Origin of the sequence: Cupriavidus necator (assembly GCF_016127575.1) — a bacterium.
GTDB lineage: Bacteria > Pseudomonadota > Gammaproteobacteria > Burkholderiales > Burkholderiaceae > Cupriavidus > Cupriavidus necator_D.
On the sequence record NZ_CP066018.1, the window covers coordinates 1,063,772 to 1,079,365 of the forward strand.

Genomic DNA, 15,594 nt, shown 5'->3' on the forward strand with positions numbered 1-15,594 from the left:
GTTGTTCTTGGAGTCCTCTGTTCTGGTTGCCGTGCGCGCAGGCGGTTCAGATCACCGTGTCCCACGGCGCCGACAGCCGCATCGCGCCATTGATCAGCCCGACCATCGAATACGTCTGCGGGAAATTGCCCCACATCTCGCCGGTCACCGGATGGGTATCCTCGGACAGCAGCCCCAGCGGATTGCGCGAGGCCAGCATCGACTCGAAAATCTCGCGCGCTTCCTCGCGCCGGCCGATGCGCGCAAGGGCATCGATGCGCCAGAACGTGCAGATGTTGAACGCGGTCTCGGGCTTGCCGAAATCGTCGGGCGCCTCGTAGCGGCGCATATAGGGTCCGTCGCACAGCGATGCCTCCAGCGCCTTGACGGTGGCGATGAAGCGCGGATCGCGCGGCTCGATGAAATTGACTTCGGCCATCAGCAGCACGCTGGCATCCAGCTCGCGCCCGCCGAAGCTCTCGGCGAAGGCCTGGCGCTCCTCGCTCCAGGATTCGGCCAGAATGCGCTCCTTCATGCGCTCGGCATGGTCGTGCCAGTAGGCGGCACGCGCCTGCAGCTGGAGCTTGTCGGCAACCTTGGCCAGGCGGTCGCAGGCGGCCCAGCTCATCAGCGCCGACGACGTATGCACGCGCGCCCGCGTGCGCAGCTCCCACATGCCGGCATCGGGCGTGCCGAACACTTTCACTGCCTGTTCGCCGACCTCTTCCAGCCGGCGGAATTCAGCGGGGCCGCCGCGGTGCAGCAGCCGGTGATCATGGAAGGCCTGGGCCGCGCCCAGCACCACGTTGCCGTAGACATCGTGCTGGAAGTGCTCCTGCGCCTGGTTGCCCACGCGCACCGGGCCCATGCCGCGGTAGCCCGGCAGATGGTCGAGCATGCTTTCAGGCAGCTCGCGCTCCAGGCCGATGCCGTACAGCGGCTGGATATGTCCGTCCTGCGACTGCATCACCACGTTGGACAGCCAGCGCAGGTAATCCTCCATGGTGCCGACCTCGGACAGGCTGTTGAGCGCGCGCACCACGAAGAAGGCGTCTCGCAGCCAGCAGAAGCGGTAGTCCCAGTTGCGGCCGCTGCCCGGCGCCTCGGGGATGCTGGTGGTCATCGCCGCGACGATGGCGCCGGTCTCTTCGAACAGCGACATCTTCAGCGTGATGGCCGCGCGGATCACCGCGTCCTGCCATTCGCGCGGCACCGCCAGGCGGCGGCTCCACAGGCGCCAGTAGGCGGTGGTCTCCTGCTCGAAGTCGCGCGCGGTTTCTTCCACGCCGTGCGCGAGGGTCTCGTCCGGGCCGAGGATGAAGTTGTACCCGCGCGTGACCAGGAACGGCGTATGCGACAGCACATACGCCATCGGCGCGTCGGTGGTCATGCGCAGGGTCATGTCGTCGCCGATATAGCGCACATGGCTGCTGCCGCGCGTCGTCTGCGGCGCCTTGCGGCCCCATTCGAAGCGCGGCGCCACCACCACGCGCACGCGCGGCGCGCCGCGCACCGGGCGGATGCGCCGGACCAGCGTGGTCGGGCGGAAATAGCGCCCCAGCCGGAAGAAGCGCGGCGCAAAGTCGGTGATCTCCAGGCAGTTGCCGTGGATGTCCGTCAGCCGCGTGCGCAGCACCGCGGTATTGGGCTCGTACCATTGCCGCGACGACTGGAAGTCCTCGATCTCGATCGAGAAATGGCCGGCGTTCTCGCTCGGGTCCAGCAGGGCGTTGAACACCGGGTCGCCATCGAAGCGCGGCAGGCACGACCAGACAATGCGCGCGCGGCAGTCCACCAGCGCAGAGATGGCGCAGTTGCCGATCATGCCAAGCGACAACGACGGAATGGCAAAGCGGCTGCCGCCGTCCACGGTCTTGTGCACGCCTTCGGTCGGCGGCTGGCCCGGTTCGCTCGGGCTGCTCGGATTGGTCACAGCGATACCTCCCTCAGGATGTCGTTGTGCGCCGGGCCGGGCCTGGCTCGGCCTCATTCGGCACGGCGCGCGGGTGGCCGCCGGCGCCTTCCAGCGCGCGGGCCGATCGGTGCAGCCAGCTGCGCAGCGCGGCCGGCCCGGGCACGGTGACGCTGGCCACGGTCTCGCGCTGGCCCACCAGCACGCCCAGCCCGCCGAGCTTGCGCACGGCGGCAAAGCCCGGCTCGTCGGTCAGGTCGTCGCCGGCAAAAAGCGGCATGCGCTCGGCGAACGGCGCGGATTTCATGAATGCGGCAATGGCGTCGCCCTTGTCGACGCCGGCCGGCTTGATCTCGACCACCATCTTGCCGGGCAGCGCTTCCAGTCCGACGGCATGGCGCAGCACCTCGGTGACCGCGGCATCGACCACGCCGGCAAGTTCAGGCGCCTGGCGGTAGTGGATGGCGACGGCGACGGACTTGCGCTCCAGCCGCAGCGCGGGATAGGCGCGCACCAGCGCTTCCAGGTGGGGGATCAGCAGTTCCAGGCCGGGGGCGGCGGAAGTCTTGGACACCATGCCGCCGTCGGTGCGGAATTCAGCACCATGCACGCCGGCCGCCGGCAGCCGCAGCGGCTGCAGGAAGTGGTCGAGTTCAGAGATCGGCCGCCCGGAGATGACGGCCAGCGCGCCGTCCAGACGCTGGAACAGCGTGTGCAGCGTGCCGACCAGTTCGGGTTCGACCTGCACCAGTTCCGGGCGCGGGGCCAGGTCGGCCAGGGTGCCGTCGAAGTCGAGAAACAGGGCGGTATTAGATTCGATTAGCGGTAGTTGTGGCATCGCGTTACACCGTAACACGTCGTTTTGACCGGCGTCCACCGGACGCCGTCCTACATGGCGCGCACGCAACCTGGCCTCGACGCAAGTCCAGGGCCAGCGTCTGCGGCCCCCGCTGCGCCCTGGCTCGCCGTGCCCGCATGAGTGCATCGTCATCCACACGAAGAGTGACCTCCGCGCGGCCCGGGCCGCCCGTCGCGGGCGGCGGGAGCGTCGCCCGGGCCGGGTGGAAGTCGCCGCCATCCTTTATCATTGACGGTTTCCGCCAGAATTTCCGCCTTTTTTTGCGCCGCCCCACGGCCCGCCCCGAGACCATGACCCGCACGTCCGCCGCCCGACCCGATTACCTGAAGAAGATCCTGACCGCCAAGGTCTACGACGTGGCGCAGGAGACCGAACTGACCTACGCGCACCAATTGTCGGCGCGCACCGGCAATTCGGTCTGGTTCAAGCGCGAGGACACCCAGCCGGTCTTCTCCTTCAAGCTGCGCGGCGCATACAACAAGATGGCCTCGCTGACGCCGGAAGAGCTCAGGCGCGGCGTGATCGCCGCCTCGGCCGGCAACCACGCGCAGGGCGTGGCGCTGTCCGCGGCGCGCCTGCAGTGCAAGGCCATCATCGCCATGCCGGTCACCACGCCGCAGGTGAAGATCGACGCCGTGCGCGAACGCGGCGGCCAGTGGGTGGAAATCGTGCTGCACGGCGAGTCCTACAGCGACGCCTACAACCACGCCGCGGAGCTGGAGAAGAAGCACAAGCTGACCTTCATCCATCCGTTCGACGATCCCGAGGTCATCGCCGGCCAGGGCACCATCGCCATGGAGATCCTGCGCCAGCACCCGGGCCCGATCCATGCCGTGTTCGTCGCCATCGGCGGCGGCGGGCTGATCTCTGGCATCGCCTCGTACATCAAGGCGGTGCGCCCCGAGATCAAGGTGATCGGCGTGCAGACGGTGGACTCTGACGCGATGAAGCGCTCGGTCGACGCCGGCAAGCGCGTCGAGCTGAAGGAAGTGGGGCTGTTCTCGGACGGCACCGCGGTCAAGCTGGTCGGCAAGGAGACCTTCCGCATCACGCGCGAGCTGGTCGACGACATCATCCTGGTGGATACCGACGCCATCTGCGCGGGCCTGAAGGACGTGTTCCAGGACACCCGCAGCATCCTGGAGCCGGCCGGCGCGCTGGCCGTGGCAGGCCTGAAGGCCTATGCCGAGCGCGAGAAGCTCAAGGGCCAGCACCTGGTGGCGATCGCCTGCGGCGCCAACATGAACTTCGACCGCCTGCGCTTTGTCGCCGAGCGCGCCGAGGTGGGCGAGGCGCGCGAAGCCGTGTTCGCCGTGACCATCCCGGAAGAGCGCGGCAGTTTCAAGCGCTTCTGCGAGCTGGTGGGCACGCGCAGCGTGACCGAGTTCAACTACCGCATCGCGGATACCAGCATGGCGCATATCTTCGTTGGCGTGCAGATCGCCAGCCGCGCCGAGAATGACAAGATCGCGGCCAGCTTCCGCAAGCACGGCTTCGACACGCTGGACCTGTCCAACGACGAGCTGGCCAAGCAGCATATCCGCTACATGGTGGGCGGGCGCTCGGCGCTGGCGCATGACGAGTTGCTGTACCGCTTCGAGTTCCCCGAGCGGCCGGGCGCGCTGATGCGGTTCCTGTCCAGCATGAGCCCGAACTGGAATATCAGCCTGTTCCACTACCGCAACCAGGGCGCGGATACCTCCAACATCCTCGTCGGCATCCAGGTGCCGAAGAACGAGAAGCGCGCCTTCCGCGCCTTCCTTTCGACGCTGGGTTACGTACACTGGGACGAGACCGACAACCCGGTGTACAAGCTGTTCCTGTCCTGACACCTGCTGAGCGCCCCATGAGCCTCCCTGAACATTCGCCGCTGGGCAAGCCCTCGGCCTACAAGACCGAATACGACGCCTCGCTGCTGTTCCCGATCCCGCGCCAGCCCAAGCGCACCGAGATCGGCCTGCCCGAAGGCAAGCCGGTGCCATTCTTCGGCGTCGATATCTGGAATGCGTACGAGCTGTCGTGGCTGAACCTGAAGGGCAAGCCGCAGGTGGCGCTGGCCAGCTTCATCATCCCGTCGGACACGCCCAATATCATCGAGTCCAAGTCGTTCAAGCTGTACCTGAACTCGTTCAACCAGACCAGGATTGCTTCACCCGAGGCGCTGCAGCAGCTGCTGCACCACGACCTGTCCGAAGCCACCGGCGGCACCGTGCAGGTGCGGCTGGTGACTGAAGCGGACCTGGGCAAGCAGAAGATGGGCGAGCTCGATGGCCTGCTGCTGGACCGGCTCGACATCGAGGTGGACCGCTATGAGCCCGCGCCCGAGCTGCTCTCTGCCGACCAGCAAGAATCGCCGGTGGAGGAAACGCTGGTGTCGCATTTGCTGAAGTCCAACTGCCTGGTCACCGGCCAGCCGGACTGGGGCAGCGTGCAGATCCGCTACGTGGGTGCGCCGATCAACCAGGAAGGGTTGCTCAAGTACCTGATCTCGTTCCGCAACCACAACGAGTTCCACGAGCAGTGCGTGGAGCGGATCTTCATGGACGTGATGCGCGAGTGCAAGCCGGTCAAGCTGGCGGTGTATGCGCGCTACACGCGCCGCGGCGGGCTCGATATCAACCCGTTCCGCACCAACTTCAATACGGCATGGCCGGATAACAAGCGCAACGCGCGGCAATGAGGCAGGCGGGGAGGATCAGAACTCCCCGTGCAGGCGCACCCCGTAGAACTTCGCCGGCCCGCGGTCGCGGTTGTAGCCGGGGTTGCGCACGTACTGGAAGTCCGGGCTGATGCTCAGGTACTTCACCGGCTGGAAGCTGTAGTAGATCTCCAGGATCTGCTCGGGCCCGTAGCGCAGCGCACCGTCGCCCAGGAAGGCGCCCTGCCCACCCGCGGCCAGGTAGTTGCGGTGGTCTGGGCCCAGCATGTTGATCGCCACCGCCACGCCCAGCGCATCGCGCGCCCGTCCCCACGCATCGCCCTTCAGCACGCCGCCCGCCGACACCTGGCGGCCGATCTCCGTGAAGGCGTAGGTCTCGGTCTTGTCGTCGGACAGGCTGGCGCGCGCGAACATCCCCAGTGAATCGGTGACCTGCTGCAGCAGTGTCACGCCCACGCCGCTCTTGGCGTGCTCGCGGCGCACGTCGGCGACGTCCGGGGTGGTGTTGTTGGCCATGCCGAAGCCGATGGCATCGCTGAACGCGCCCATGCGCGCCTTGTTGCGGAACCACAGCAGCCGCGCGGTGCCGGGCCGGCCAGCCAGCTGGTAGCGCTTCTCCACTTCGATGATGTCGCCGTAGTGCTCGAACATGCGGGTGTCGAGCCGCAGCCCGTTGGATTCCAGCGGCTGCAGGAAGCGCCCGATGCGCGCCGACCAGCCGTCGCCGATGTATTCCAGCGACAGGCCCCAGCTATAGCCGCGTGCATCGGCCGGATAGTCGAAGGCGCCATGCGTCATGAACGACCAGTTCATGAATTGCGTGCGCGGGTCCGAGCCGAACTCGTTCTGGTCGAAGACATCCAGCACGCTGAAGTTGCCCGCTGTCAGCACCACGCGCTGCTGATCGACGGTGCGCCCAAACTGGTTGAAATCCGCTTCCAGCGCTTCGCTGCCGCCGCCCAGGCCCCAGGTCTGCCGCACGAACGCGCGCGCCCGGTAGAACACCGGGTTGGTGCTGGCGGCCTTGCCCAGTTCTCCGTTGGACAAGCCGCCCAGGCCGTGCAGGCCGGAAAACGGCACGCCTTGCGTGGCTTCCGGATTGAAGTGGAACTCCGCGCCTGGCCACAGCTTCAGTCCCAGATCCAGCGTCGCACTGAACGAGTAGCTCTTGGCCCGTTCGGTACCCAGGCTGTTGGGGCCGGAGTAGGCCGCGCCGAATGCTGGCTTGCGCTGCCAGATGTAGGTGCTCTGGCCGTGAAAGGCAAACGGGCTCTCCGCTTCAGCCGGGCCTTGCACCGGCTCCGCTTGCTGCGCCATCGCTGGCAGGCACGCACAACAGGCCAGCGCTGCCAGCACACGACGAAAACGGATACGAACGGGAGCGCTGGCAAGTGGCGGAAACGGCATCGGCAGAGGCGATCGGCAAGGGATGTGCCGGAGGCGGCGCGCTCCGGCGCCCGCAGCATAGCCAAGCACCCATGACATGTCTACCTGCCAAAGGGTGTGCCGGAAAGCCGACGTTGTAACCGCCCTTGAATTAATTAACGCAAAAATTAATATTCACTGAAGACCGCTTGCATCCATGCGCCCATGCCGCGCCCACCCGCCAAACCGAAACCCTCCGCCCGCCGCAGCCCCGGTCGCCCTGCGGCCGGCCAGCCCGGCCAGCGCGAACGCATCCTCGATGCGGCCACCGAGCTGTTCTCGCGCCAGGGCGTGGCCGGCACCCCGGTCAAGGCGATTGCCACCCAGGCCGGCGTGACGCCGGCGCTGGTCCATTACTACTTCAGCGACCGCGAATTGCTGCTGGACGCCGTGGTCGAGGAAAAGCTGCAGCCGCTGGTGGCCGGCGTCTTCGCTGCCGCCGGCGATGCCGAGCCGATGGCCATGCTGATCGGCATCGCCGGCCAGCTGATCCGCACCGCGGCCGCCACGCCCTGGTTCCCCGGGCTGTGGATCCGCGAAGTCGCCAGCGCCGAAGGCGCCCTGCGCGAGCGCGTGCTGGACCGCTTCGCGCTGCAGCGCGCCGGCGCACTGAGCGCGCCGCTGGCGGCCGCGATCGCGCGCGGGCAGCTCAACAGCGGCCTGGAGCCGGCGCTGGTGATGCCGTCGCTGATCGGCCTGACGCTGCTGCCGCTGGCCACCACCCATATCTGGCGCCGGCTGCCCGGCGGCGAAGCGGTCGATACCGACACCCTGGTGCGCCACGTATCCGCGCTGCTGACGCACGGGCTGGCACCGGCGCCCGATGCCGGCAAGTCCAGGCTTTCTCCGGAGTCATCATGAAGCACGCCCACCCCACCCGCCCGCAACTGCCGGCAGCGGCGCTTGCCACGCTGGCGGCGGTGCTGCTGCTCGCCGCTTGCAGCCGTGAACGCGCCGACACCTGGCAAGGCTATGTCGAAGGCGAATTCGTCAGCGTGGCCTCGCCGTTCGCCGGGCGCCTCGACACGCTGTCGGTGCAGCGCGGCCAGCAGGTCGGCCAGGGCGCCGCGCTGTTTGCACTCGAATCCGACGACGAGCGCGCCGCGCGCCAGCAGGCCGAAGACCAGCTGCGCGCAGCCGAGGCACAGCTGCAAGACATGAAGACCGGCAAGCGCCCGGTCGAAGTCGAGGTCAGCCGCGCCCAGCTGGCGCAGGCACAGGCCCAGGCGCAGCGCAGTGCCGCGGCCTTGCGGCGCGACCAGCGCCAGTATGAGATCGGCGGCATCGCGCAGGCGCAGCTGGACGAATCGCGCGCACAGGCCGGCAGCGACGCCGCCCGCGTGCGCGAACTGCAGCGCGATATCGACGTGGCCCGGCTGCCGGGCCGCGATGCGCAGCAAGCCGCGCAGGCCGCGCAGGTGGCGGCCGCGCGCGCGGCGCTGGCGCAGGCCGAGTGGAAGCTGTCGCGCAAGACCGTGGCCACGACCCAGGCGGGGCTGGTCTACGACACGCCCTACCGCCTCGGCGAGTGGGTGCCGGCGGGCAGCCCCGTGGTGCGCATGCTGCCGCCGGGCAACGTCAAGGTGCGCTTCTATGTGCCGGAGACGGTGGTGGGCGCGCTGCGCAACGGCCAGGCGGTGCAGGTGCGCTGCGACGGCTGCGCCGCGCCGGTGGCCGCCACCATCAGCTACGTCGCCAACGAGGCCGAATACACGCCGCCGGTGATCTACAGCAACGAGACGCGGCGCAAGCTGGTGTTCCTGGTCGAAGCGCGCCCGGCGGCGGCCGATGCGCCCAAGCTGCGGCCGGGCCAGCCCGTCGAGGTGGTGCGGCAATGAACACCAGAGCGAACGGCGGCGCGGCCGCACTCGCCATCGACGTGCGCGGCCTGAACAAGCACTTCGGCGACAAGCACGTGGTCAACGACCTCAGCATGCAGGTCGCGCGCGGCGAGATCTTCGGCTTCCTCGGCCCCAACGGCAGCGGCAAGACCACCTCGATCCGCATGATGTGCGGGCTGCTGACGCCCGATTCCGGCGAGGGCACCTGCCTGGGCTACGACATCCGCAGCGAGTCCGACGAGATCAAGCGCCGCGTCGGCTACATGACGCAGAAGTTCTCTTACTGGGACGACCTGTCGATCCGCGAGAACCTGGACTTCGTCGCGCGCGTCTACGGCATGCCGAACCGGCGCGAGGCGGTCGACCGCGCGCTGGAAGACCTGGGCCTGGCCACGCGCTCGGCGCAGCTGGCCGGCGCGCTGTCTGGCGGCTGGAAGCAGCGGCTGGCGCTGGCGGCGTGCCTGCTGCACGAGCCCGAGCTGCTGCTGCTCGACGAACCCACCGCGGGCGTGGACCCCAAGGCCCGGCGCGACTTCTGGGAGCAGCTGCACCAGCTGGCCGCGCGCGGCATCTCGGTGCTGGTCAGCACGCACTACATGGACGAGGCCGAGCGCTGTCACAAGCTGGCCTATATCGCCTACGGCAAGCTGCTGGCGCAGGGCACCGCCGATGAAGTGGTGGCCAGCCAGAAGCTGTCGACCTGGAGCGTGGAAGGCGACGACCTCGCCGCGCTGTCCGAGCAGCTGCAGGGTGCGCCGGGCGTGGAGCAGACCGTGGCCTTCGGCACCGCGCTGCATGTGACCGGGCGCGATGCGCAGGCGCTGGCCGATACGCTTGCGCGGCTGGCCGGACCGGGCCGGCGCGTCGAGCAAACCCAGACCAGCCTGGAAGACGTGTTCATCCACATGATGAGCGGGGCCGAAGACAATATGGCAGCCCGCAAGGCCAGGGAGGCGTCATGACAGCCGCCGCCCGCAACCCGGCCGCGCAACAGCGCTTCTCGTTGCAACGCTGGTGGAGCATCGTGCTCAAGGAATTCCTGCAGCTGCGGCGCGACCGCGTCACCTTCGGCATGATCATCGGGCTGCCGATCATGCAGCTGCTGCTGTTCGGCTTTGCCATCAACACCGATCCGCGCCACCTGCCGACCGCGGTGATTGCCGCCGACCAGAGCGAATTCACGCGTTCCTTCATCGCCAGCATGGAGCAATCGACGTATTTCAAGCTGGTCGGCACGCTGCCGGACGAACAGGCCGGGCGCGAGGCGCTGATGAAGGGCGAGGTGCAGTTCGTGCTGACCATCCCGCCCGACTTCACGCGCCGTCTGCTGCGCGGCGAACGGCCCGCGCTGCTGGTCGAGGCCGATGCCACCGATCCCTCCGCCACCGGCCAGGCCATCGCCGCGCTACCGCAGCTGCCCTACCGCGTGGCCACGCATGACCTGAAGGGATCGCTGGCGCCGCTGGCCGGCGGCAAGCCGCCCTTCGACGTGCAGGTGCAGCGGCTCTACAACCCGGAAGGCATCACGCAATACAACATCATTCCCGGCCTGATGGGCGTGATCCTGACGATGACCATGGTGATGATGACCGGCCTGGCCATGACGCGCGAACGCGAGCGCGGCACCATGGAGAACCTGCTGGCCACGCCGGTGCGGCCGCTCGAGGTGATGACCGGCAAGATCGTGCCCTATATCTTCATCGGCCTGATCCAGGCGACCATCGTGCTGCTGGCCGCGCGCTGGATCTTCAGCGTGCCGTTCGTCGGCTCGGTGCTGGCGGTGTACCTGGCGGCGCTGCTGTTTATCGCGGCCAACCTGACGGTGGGCATCACGCTGTCGTCGCTGGCGCAGAACCAGCTGCAGGCGATGCAGCTGACGTTCTTCTACTTCCTGCCCAACATCCTGCTGTCCGGCTTCATGTTCCCGTTCGCCGGCATGCCGGGCTGGGCGCAGGCCATCGGCAACATCCTGCCGATGACCTATTTCCACCGCATGGTGCGCGGCATCCTGCTCAAGGGCAACGGCTGGGTCGAGCTATGGCCCAATGTGTGGCCGATGGCGCTGTTCATCGTGGTGGTGATGGCAATTTCGGTGCGCTTCTACCGCCGCACGCTGGACTGAAGGGGTTGGCCATGCAACGACTCACGCCTCTGTTTGCCGCCGCGGCACTGTTGTGCGGCTGCGCCGTCGGCCCCGACTTCCGCGCGCCCGCGCCGCCCGATGACGCCGGCTACGTGCCGGGACCGCAGCCGGTGGCAACCGTCGCGGCCGACAGCGCCGACGCCGCCGGGCAATCCCACGCGCAAACCCTGGCCGCCGGCGCTGACGTGCCCGCGCAGTGGTGGACGCTGTTCCGCAGCCCGGCGCTGGACGCCACCATCCGCAGCGCGCTGGATACCAGCCCGACGCTGGCGCAGGCGCGCGCCCGGCTGCGCGAGGCGCAGGAGAACCTGGCCGCGCGCACCGGCGCGACGCGCTGGCCCGCCGTCGACGCAAAACTGAACACCACGCGCCAGCAGGTCGACTTCCAGTCCCTGGGCATCACCGCGATCCCCAGCCCGGGCCCGTTCACGCTTTACGGCGCCACGGTGCAGGTGTCGTACGTGCTCGACCTGTTCGGCGGCCAGCGGCGCGAACTGGAAGGACTGCAGGCAGCGGTGGACTACCAGCGCTATGAACTGGAAGCCGCGCGCCTGGCGCTGGCCGCCAACGTGGCCACCGCGGCCATCCGCGAAGCCGGCCTGCGCGCGCAACTGGCCGATACCGCCGCCGTGGCGGCGGCCCAGCAGCGCCAGCTTGGCATCACAGAGGAACGCCTGCGCTCGGGCGGCGTCGCGCGCGTCGACGTGCAGCGCCAGCGCGCGGAGCTTGCGCAAGCCCAGGCCCTGGTGCCGGCCCTGCAGCGCCAGCTCGATGCCACGCGGCACCAGCTCGCGGTGTACACGGGCCAGACCCCGGCCTCGGCCACGCTGCCCGAATTCCGCCTCGACGACCTGCACCTGCCCGACACGCTGCCGGTCAGCCTGCCGGCCACGCTGGCACGCCGCCGTCCCGACATCCGCGCGGCCGAGGCCCTGCTGCACCAGGCCTCGGCCAATATCGGCGTGGCCACCGCCAACCTCTATCCGCAGATCACGCTGAGCGCCAGCGGCGGCACGCAGGCCACCGCGGCGCGCGACCTGTTCAGCAGCCTGAACGTATGGAGCCTGGCCGCGGGGCTGGTGCAGCCTGTATTCCGCGGCGGCGAGCTGCAGGCACGCAAACGCGCGGCGGAGGCGGCTTATGAGCAGTCGCTGGCCGCGTATCGCCAAGCCGTGCTGCAGGGCCTGCAGAACGTGGCCGATTCGCTGCGCGCACTCGAAACCGATGCCGCCGCGCTGCGCGAACGCGCCGACAGCGCGCGGCAGGCGCGCGATACGCTGGCGGTGGTGTCGGAGCAGTACCAGCTCGGCGGCGTCAGCCAGCTGACGGTGCTGGATGCCGAACGGCAGTCGCGCCAGGCGTCGCTGGAACTGGCGCAGGCGCGCGCCGACCGGCTGGCGGATTCGGCCGCGCTGCTGCAGGCGTTGGGGGGTGGGTGGTGGGAGGAGGAAGGCGGCGCTGTGGCGGCAGCACCGCGGTGATGGCGGCTGGCTAGGTCTTGTCGCTCTGCGTGTGCCAGTAGGTGCGCTTGCGCTTGCCGGTGCTGGCGGGCTTCACCTCCTGGCCGCCCAGCGATGACTTGTCGTCGCCGCCCGAGGCACCAGCCTTGCCGCCCCCGATCAGCACCGGGACCAGCCGGGTCGATCCGTCGGTCTGCGTGACCGACACCATGCCGAACACGGGCGACGGCGGCAGCCCGCCGTTGTCGAACCTGACAAACCGCGGCCCGTTGTTCATGCCAAGCCCGCTCAGGAATGACACCGCGTAGCCCCGCGCAACGCCCAGGTCGGGGTAGCAGGCTCCGGGCTCGACCTTGGAAGGCGTGTTGGTGCCGAAGTACGTGTAGCCCGCCACGGTCAGCGGCGCATTGACCGCCTTCTCGCCGAATTCCAGCGACAAGTAGAAGCCGCTAGCCACCGCCGAATCGCGGTAGGCCACGTTGGTCGCATCGACAAGATCGGCCGCCTTGACCGCCGTCCAGGTCGAAGGCAGCCTCCCATCGACGTTCGGGTCTTTGACCATGAAGAAGCGGTTCTGCACGTTCTGCGCCGCGCCAGGGGTCTGGCTCAGCGAGTACAGCGGCTTTTCGCGGTCGCCCGAGGCGATCATCACCGCGTCGTACTTGCCGGTCGCGACGACATCGGGCGGATAGAGAAACTTGCGCGCCTCGTTGGTGTCCACTGCGCCGCCCAATTGCGCGAGCTTGCCGACCGTCCACGTCGACGGAGTATCCGTATCCGTCGATCCGAAGTCGATACGCCAGACATTGCCGCCGACGTCGCCGACATAAGCCTTTTCGGCATAGCCATCACCATTGCGGTCCACCACGGCAACGTCGGAAGGAATCGCGCGGCTGTTGATGGTGACGCAGGTGCCCGTGCTGATGCCAGCGCAATTGGCCAGGGCTGCCCAGACCACGTCGCCCGTCCCGGCGTCGAGCACGATCACGCCGCGGCCTTGCTTGTTCGTCGCCGTGGCGATGCCATTGAGCGCTGGGTCGGTATCCTCGCCATCGGGGTCGTAGCCCGCACCCATGATCAGCACAGGCGTCGGGTAGCCGCGCACGCGCATCACCCGCGGCTGCGACCAGGTCTGCCCCAGTTCAGGGATGTCGGCGTTGGTCTTGCTCCAAAGGTACTCCGGCTTTGCCGGATCCTTGACGTCCAATGCATAAATCAGGCGACCGCCGCGCCGTGCTGTCAGGTAGATCTTTACCTGGGGCGTGGCCGGGGTGCTCAGGTCCTGGTAGACCGTCGTGGTGCCGTCGAAGAAATAGTCGCGTGGAACAAACTGGACCTCGGCGGTGTCCTGGGGGCTGCCCGTCAGCCGCACCTCGGGAGCGTTGCTATAGATCCGCGCCAGCTTGCCGTAGAACTCGGGAGCGATGAAGCCCCACAGTTCACCGCCCGCGCGCACCGTGCCCGCGGTGGTGGAAATGGCTGCAGTGCGGTTACCGTTGACGGCATGGAACACACCGTCATTGGCACCGTAGAAAACCACTACGCCAGTGGTGCCGCCGTAGTCGACCACCACCGGGCGCGAATGCAGCACGTCGCCGTGGATCGAGCCGCGCACCGTGACGTTGCCGCCGGGGCCGGGCTCCGCCTCTTTCTTGGGGTCGGTGCCGGTCAGCGTGGCGAAGACGTCCTTGCCGCGCACCCAGCTGATCATATTGGCCACATCCGCGGCAGTGGTCTTCAGCAGCGACGGACCGTTGCCCTCGGTGAGGGCCTTGTTGGCGGTATCGAAATTCGCCAGCGCGGTCCCCTTGCTGCATTTCGCGTCGGCGCAGGTCAGCAGCCGGCGCCCGGCCTGACTGGTCAGGTAGTCTGCGCGCAGCATTTCTCCTGCGCCGCCCTTCTCGACGACCTCGCCGTCGGGTGAATCCTTGGCATTGCGCAGCAGCGACGAGGCATTCTTCCAGAACCCGTCCGAGGGCCAGTCCGTCACGATACTGGAGCTGCCCACCGCCTTCGGCGGATCCTCGGTCCAGTAGCTGCGGGCATTGGGCGATATAAACCCGGTCCCCGCGTTGCTAACCGCATTCTTCGGGGGCTGGTCGATCGCGCCTTGCACCCCGGCGTCGAGCATCACCAGATTGCCGTTGCTGTCATAGCCCAGCTTGTACTGTTTGAGGTTGCCCACCCAGCGCGGACGGGCCTTACCGTCCGGGCGGAACATGCCGATATAGACCTGGTTCAGGTACGAACCCTGCCCGTTCACGCTGACCGGCAGGCTGACCGAGGCAAATACGTTGTTGACCGCCTGCATCTCGTTGAAAATGTCCTTCAGCGCCTTCGAAAGCGCGTCGTCATCTCCGGCCCGGACTGTAAAGTTGCCGCCCCCGCCCTTCTGGGCCATGCTGGTGACGAACTGCAGGTAGTCCTGGCTTTGCTGGCTGCCGTCAGTGACGCCGATGGTGTAGGTAATGATGTTCTGGCGCGTCGCCGTGGTCGAGCCCGCGTTGTTGGCGGCGTTCAGGTCCAGGTCGTTCAGGAAGCGCGCCCACTCATCGCCCCAGTTGTCGATGTTGTTGCCCTTGGGCAGCGGGATCGGAGTGAGCTGCGCGGTGGTGGCGCCCGCCTCCTTGAGCTTGTTGTAGGCATCCTGGCCGGAGTCCTGCGGCTTGCCGTTGTTGAGCGCGTTGGCAATGTAGATGATGAAGTTCTTCTGGCACGGGTTGGTGATCGGCGACTTGTATGTGGTGCCGGACAATCCCGTCTTGCCGGAGAAGAAGGCCCATGCCTCCTGCATGGCGCCGCCGACCTGCGAGTTGTTGGCACTGTCCTTGGTACGGTCGATGGTCTTGATGTAGTCGAGCATGTCCTGTCCGCCCGCACCTTTCTCCATCAGCACCAGCCCGGACGGCGCGGTGGGCGGCGTCACCTTCGGGAAGCGGAACTGGCCACCCGTATTGGTGCCCTGCCCGAACATCATCACGCCAAGGTTGATCTTGCCGTTCGTCTTGTCATCATTGATCAGGTCCGACACCGCCTTGTATAGTGCGCACTGCTCTGCGCCGACGTTGCTGTTATCGTTGTTGGCGCTCACCACGTTCTGCATTTCGCAATCGACCTGGGCATTGGCATTCCACGCCGATGCGTTGTCGAGTATCAGCAGCACGTTGGGACGCGACCCGGAGTTGGCCTGCAGGCCGGTGAACAGGTCGATGTCTTCGGCTATCGCCGCGGGCGCGGCAGCCAGCCCGAGCAGGGCTGTGGCACAGGCAGCGGAAGCGCGAAGCCGGCGAGCGGGCATGGACATGCTGGTTCTTCC

At 67.7% G+C, this 15,594-nt stretch carries 11 protein-coding genes; 7 read left to right on the forward strand and 4 right to left on the reverse strand.

Annotated features, from left to right (window positions below; genetic code table 11):
- Positions 1 to 46 precede the first annotated feature (46 nt).
- The gene (locus I6H87_RS04900) at positions 47 to 1,912 is read right to left on the reverse strand and encodes a glycoside hydrolase family 15 protein (protein WP_011614512.1); all 1,866 of its coding nucleotides are present in this window, start codon (positions 1,910 to 1,912) and stop codon (positions 47 to 49) included.
- A 13-nt stretch (positions 1,913 to 1,925) separates the two neighbouring features.
- Entirely contained in the window at positions 1,926 to 2,729 is an 804-nt protein-coding gene (otsB, locus tag I6H87_RS04905; protein ID WP_010814428.1) for a trehalose-phosphatase, read from the reverse strand.
- Positions 2,730 to 3,040: 311 nt separating this feature from the next.
- On the opposite strand from otsB, the gene ilvA reads away from it, so the two are divergent.
- A complete protein-coding gene (ilvA, locus tag I6H87_RS04910; RefSeq protein WP_010814427.1) occupies positions 3,041 to 4,579 on the forward strand; it encodes a threonine ammonia-lyase, biosynthetic in 1,539 nt (512 codons plus the stop codon).
- A 17-nt stretch (positions 4,580 to 4,596) separates the two neighbouring features.
- Positions 4,597 to 5,430 carry an NADPH-dependent 7-cyano-7-deazaguanine reductase QueF gene (gene queF / locus I6H87_RS04915; RefSeq protein WP_010814426.1) on the forward strand — a complete coding sequence of 278 codons (834 nt, stop codon included), beginning with the start codon at positions 4,597 to 4,599 and terminating at the stop codon, positions 5,428 to 5,430.
- Between the two features lie 15 nt (positions 5,431 to 5,445).
- On the opposite strand, the gene I6H87_RS04920 is transcribed toward queF, so the two are convergent.
- Positions 5,446 to 6,816 carry a carbohydrate porin gene (locus tag I6H87_RS04920; protein WP_136227735.1) on the reverse strand — a complete coding sequence of 457 codons (1,371 nt, stop codon included), beginning with the start codon at positions 6,814 to 6,816 and terminating at the stop codon, positions 5,446 to 5,448.
- Positions 6,817 to 6,999: 183 nt separating this feature from the next.
- Here I6H87_RS04920 and I6H87_RS04925 point away from each other — a divergent pair, with 183 nt between their 5' ends.
- The 5 genes from I6H87_RS04925 to I6H87_RS04945 are packed head-to-tail and all read left to right on the forward strand — an operon-like array spanning position 7,000 to position 12,299.
- On the forward strand, positions 7,000 to 7,695 hold the full coding sequence (locus I6H87_RS04925) for a TetR/AcrR family transcriptional regulator (RefSeq protein ID WP_010814424.1): 696 nt from the start codon (positions 7,000 to 7,002) through the stop codon (positions 7,693 to 7,695).
- Positions 7,692 to 8,672, forward strand: coding sequence for an HlyD family secretion protein (locus I6H87_RS04930; RefSeq protein ID WP_011614510.1), 981 nt, complete (start codon positions 7,692 to 7,694; stop codon positions 8,670 to 8,672). Before I6H87_RS04925 ends, I6H87_RS04930 begins: the two co-directional genes overlap by 4 nt.
- On the forward strand, positions 8,669 to 9,637 hold the full coding sequence (locus tag I6H87_RS04935; protein ID WP_011614509.1) for an ABC transporter ATP-binding protein: 969 nt from the start codon (positions 8,669 to 8,671) through the stop codon (positions 9,635 to 9,637). Before I6H87_RS04930 ends, I6H87_RS04935 begins: the two co-directional genes overlap by 4 nt.
- Positions 9,634 to 10,797, forward strand: coding sequence for an ABC transporter permease (locus I6H87_RS04940; RefSeq protein WP_011614508.1), 1,164 nt, complete (start codon positions 9,634 to 9,636; stop codon positions 10,795 to 10,797). Before I6H87_RS04935 ends, I6H87_RS04940 begins: the two co-directional genes overlap by 4 nt.
- 11 nt (positions 10,798 to 10,808) lie before the next feature.
- The gene (locus tag I6H87_RS04945) at positions 10,809 to 12,299 is read left to right on the forward strand and encodes an efflux transporter outer membrane subunit (RefSeq protein ID WP_011614507.1); all 1,491 of its coding nucleotides are present in this window, start codon (positions 10,809 to 10,811) and stop codon (positions 12,297 to 12,299) included.
- Positions 12,300 to 12,309: 10 nt separating this feature from the next.
- Here I6H87_RS04945 and I6H87_RS04950 read toward each other — a convergent pair whose 3' ends face one another.
- A complete protein-coding gene (locus I6H87_RS04950) occupies positions 12,310 to 15,582 on the reverse strand; it encodes a pilus assembly protein (RefSeq protein ID WP_011614506.1) in 3,273 nt (1,090 codons plus the stop codon).
- Positions 15,583 to 15,594 lie beyond the last annotated feature (12 nt).

Coding starts and splice junctions, on each gene's coding strand:
- otsB (WP_010814428.1), bottom strand. CDS start 2,729: ATGCCACAACTACCGCTAATCGAATCTAATACCGCCCTGTTTCTCGAC.
- ilvA (WP_010814427.1), top strand. CDS start 3,041: ATGACCCGCACGTCCGCCGCCCGACCCGATTACCTGAAGAAGATCCTG.
- queF (WP_010814426.1), top strand. CDS start 4,597: ATGAGCCTCCCTGAACATTCGCCGCTGGGCAAGCCCTCGGCCTACAAG.
- I6H87_RS04920 (WP_136227735.1), bottom strand. CDS start 6,816: ATGCCGTTTCCGCCACTTGCCAGCGCTCCCGTTCGTATCCGTTTTCGT.
- I6H87_RS04925 (WP_010814424.1), top strand. CDS start 7,000: ATGCCGCGCCCACCCGCCAAACCGAAACCCTCCGCCCGCCGCAGCCCC.
- I6H87_RS04930 (WP_011614510.1), top strand. CDS start 7,692: ATGAAGCACGCCCACCCCACCCGCCCGCAACTGCCGGCAGCGGCGCTT.
- I6H87_RS04935 (WP_011614509.1), top strand. CDS start 8,669: ATGAACACCAGAGCGAACGGCGGCGCGGCCGCACTCGCCATCGACGTG.
- I6H87_RS04940 (WP_011614508.1), top strand. CDS start 9,634: ATGACAGCCGCCGCCCGCAACCCGGCCGCGCAACAGCGCTTCTCGTTG.
- I6H87_RS04945 (WP_011614507.1), top strand. CDS start 10,809: ATGCAACGACTCACGCCTCTGTTTGCCGCCGCGGCACTGTTGTGCGGC.
- I6H87_RS04950 (WP_011614506.1), bottom strand. CDS start 15,582: ATGTCCATGCCCGCTCGCCGGCTTCGCGCTTCCGCTGCCTGTGCCACA.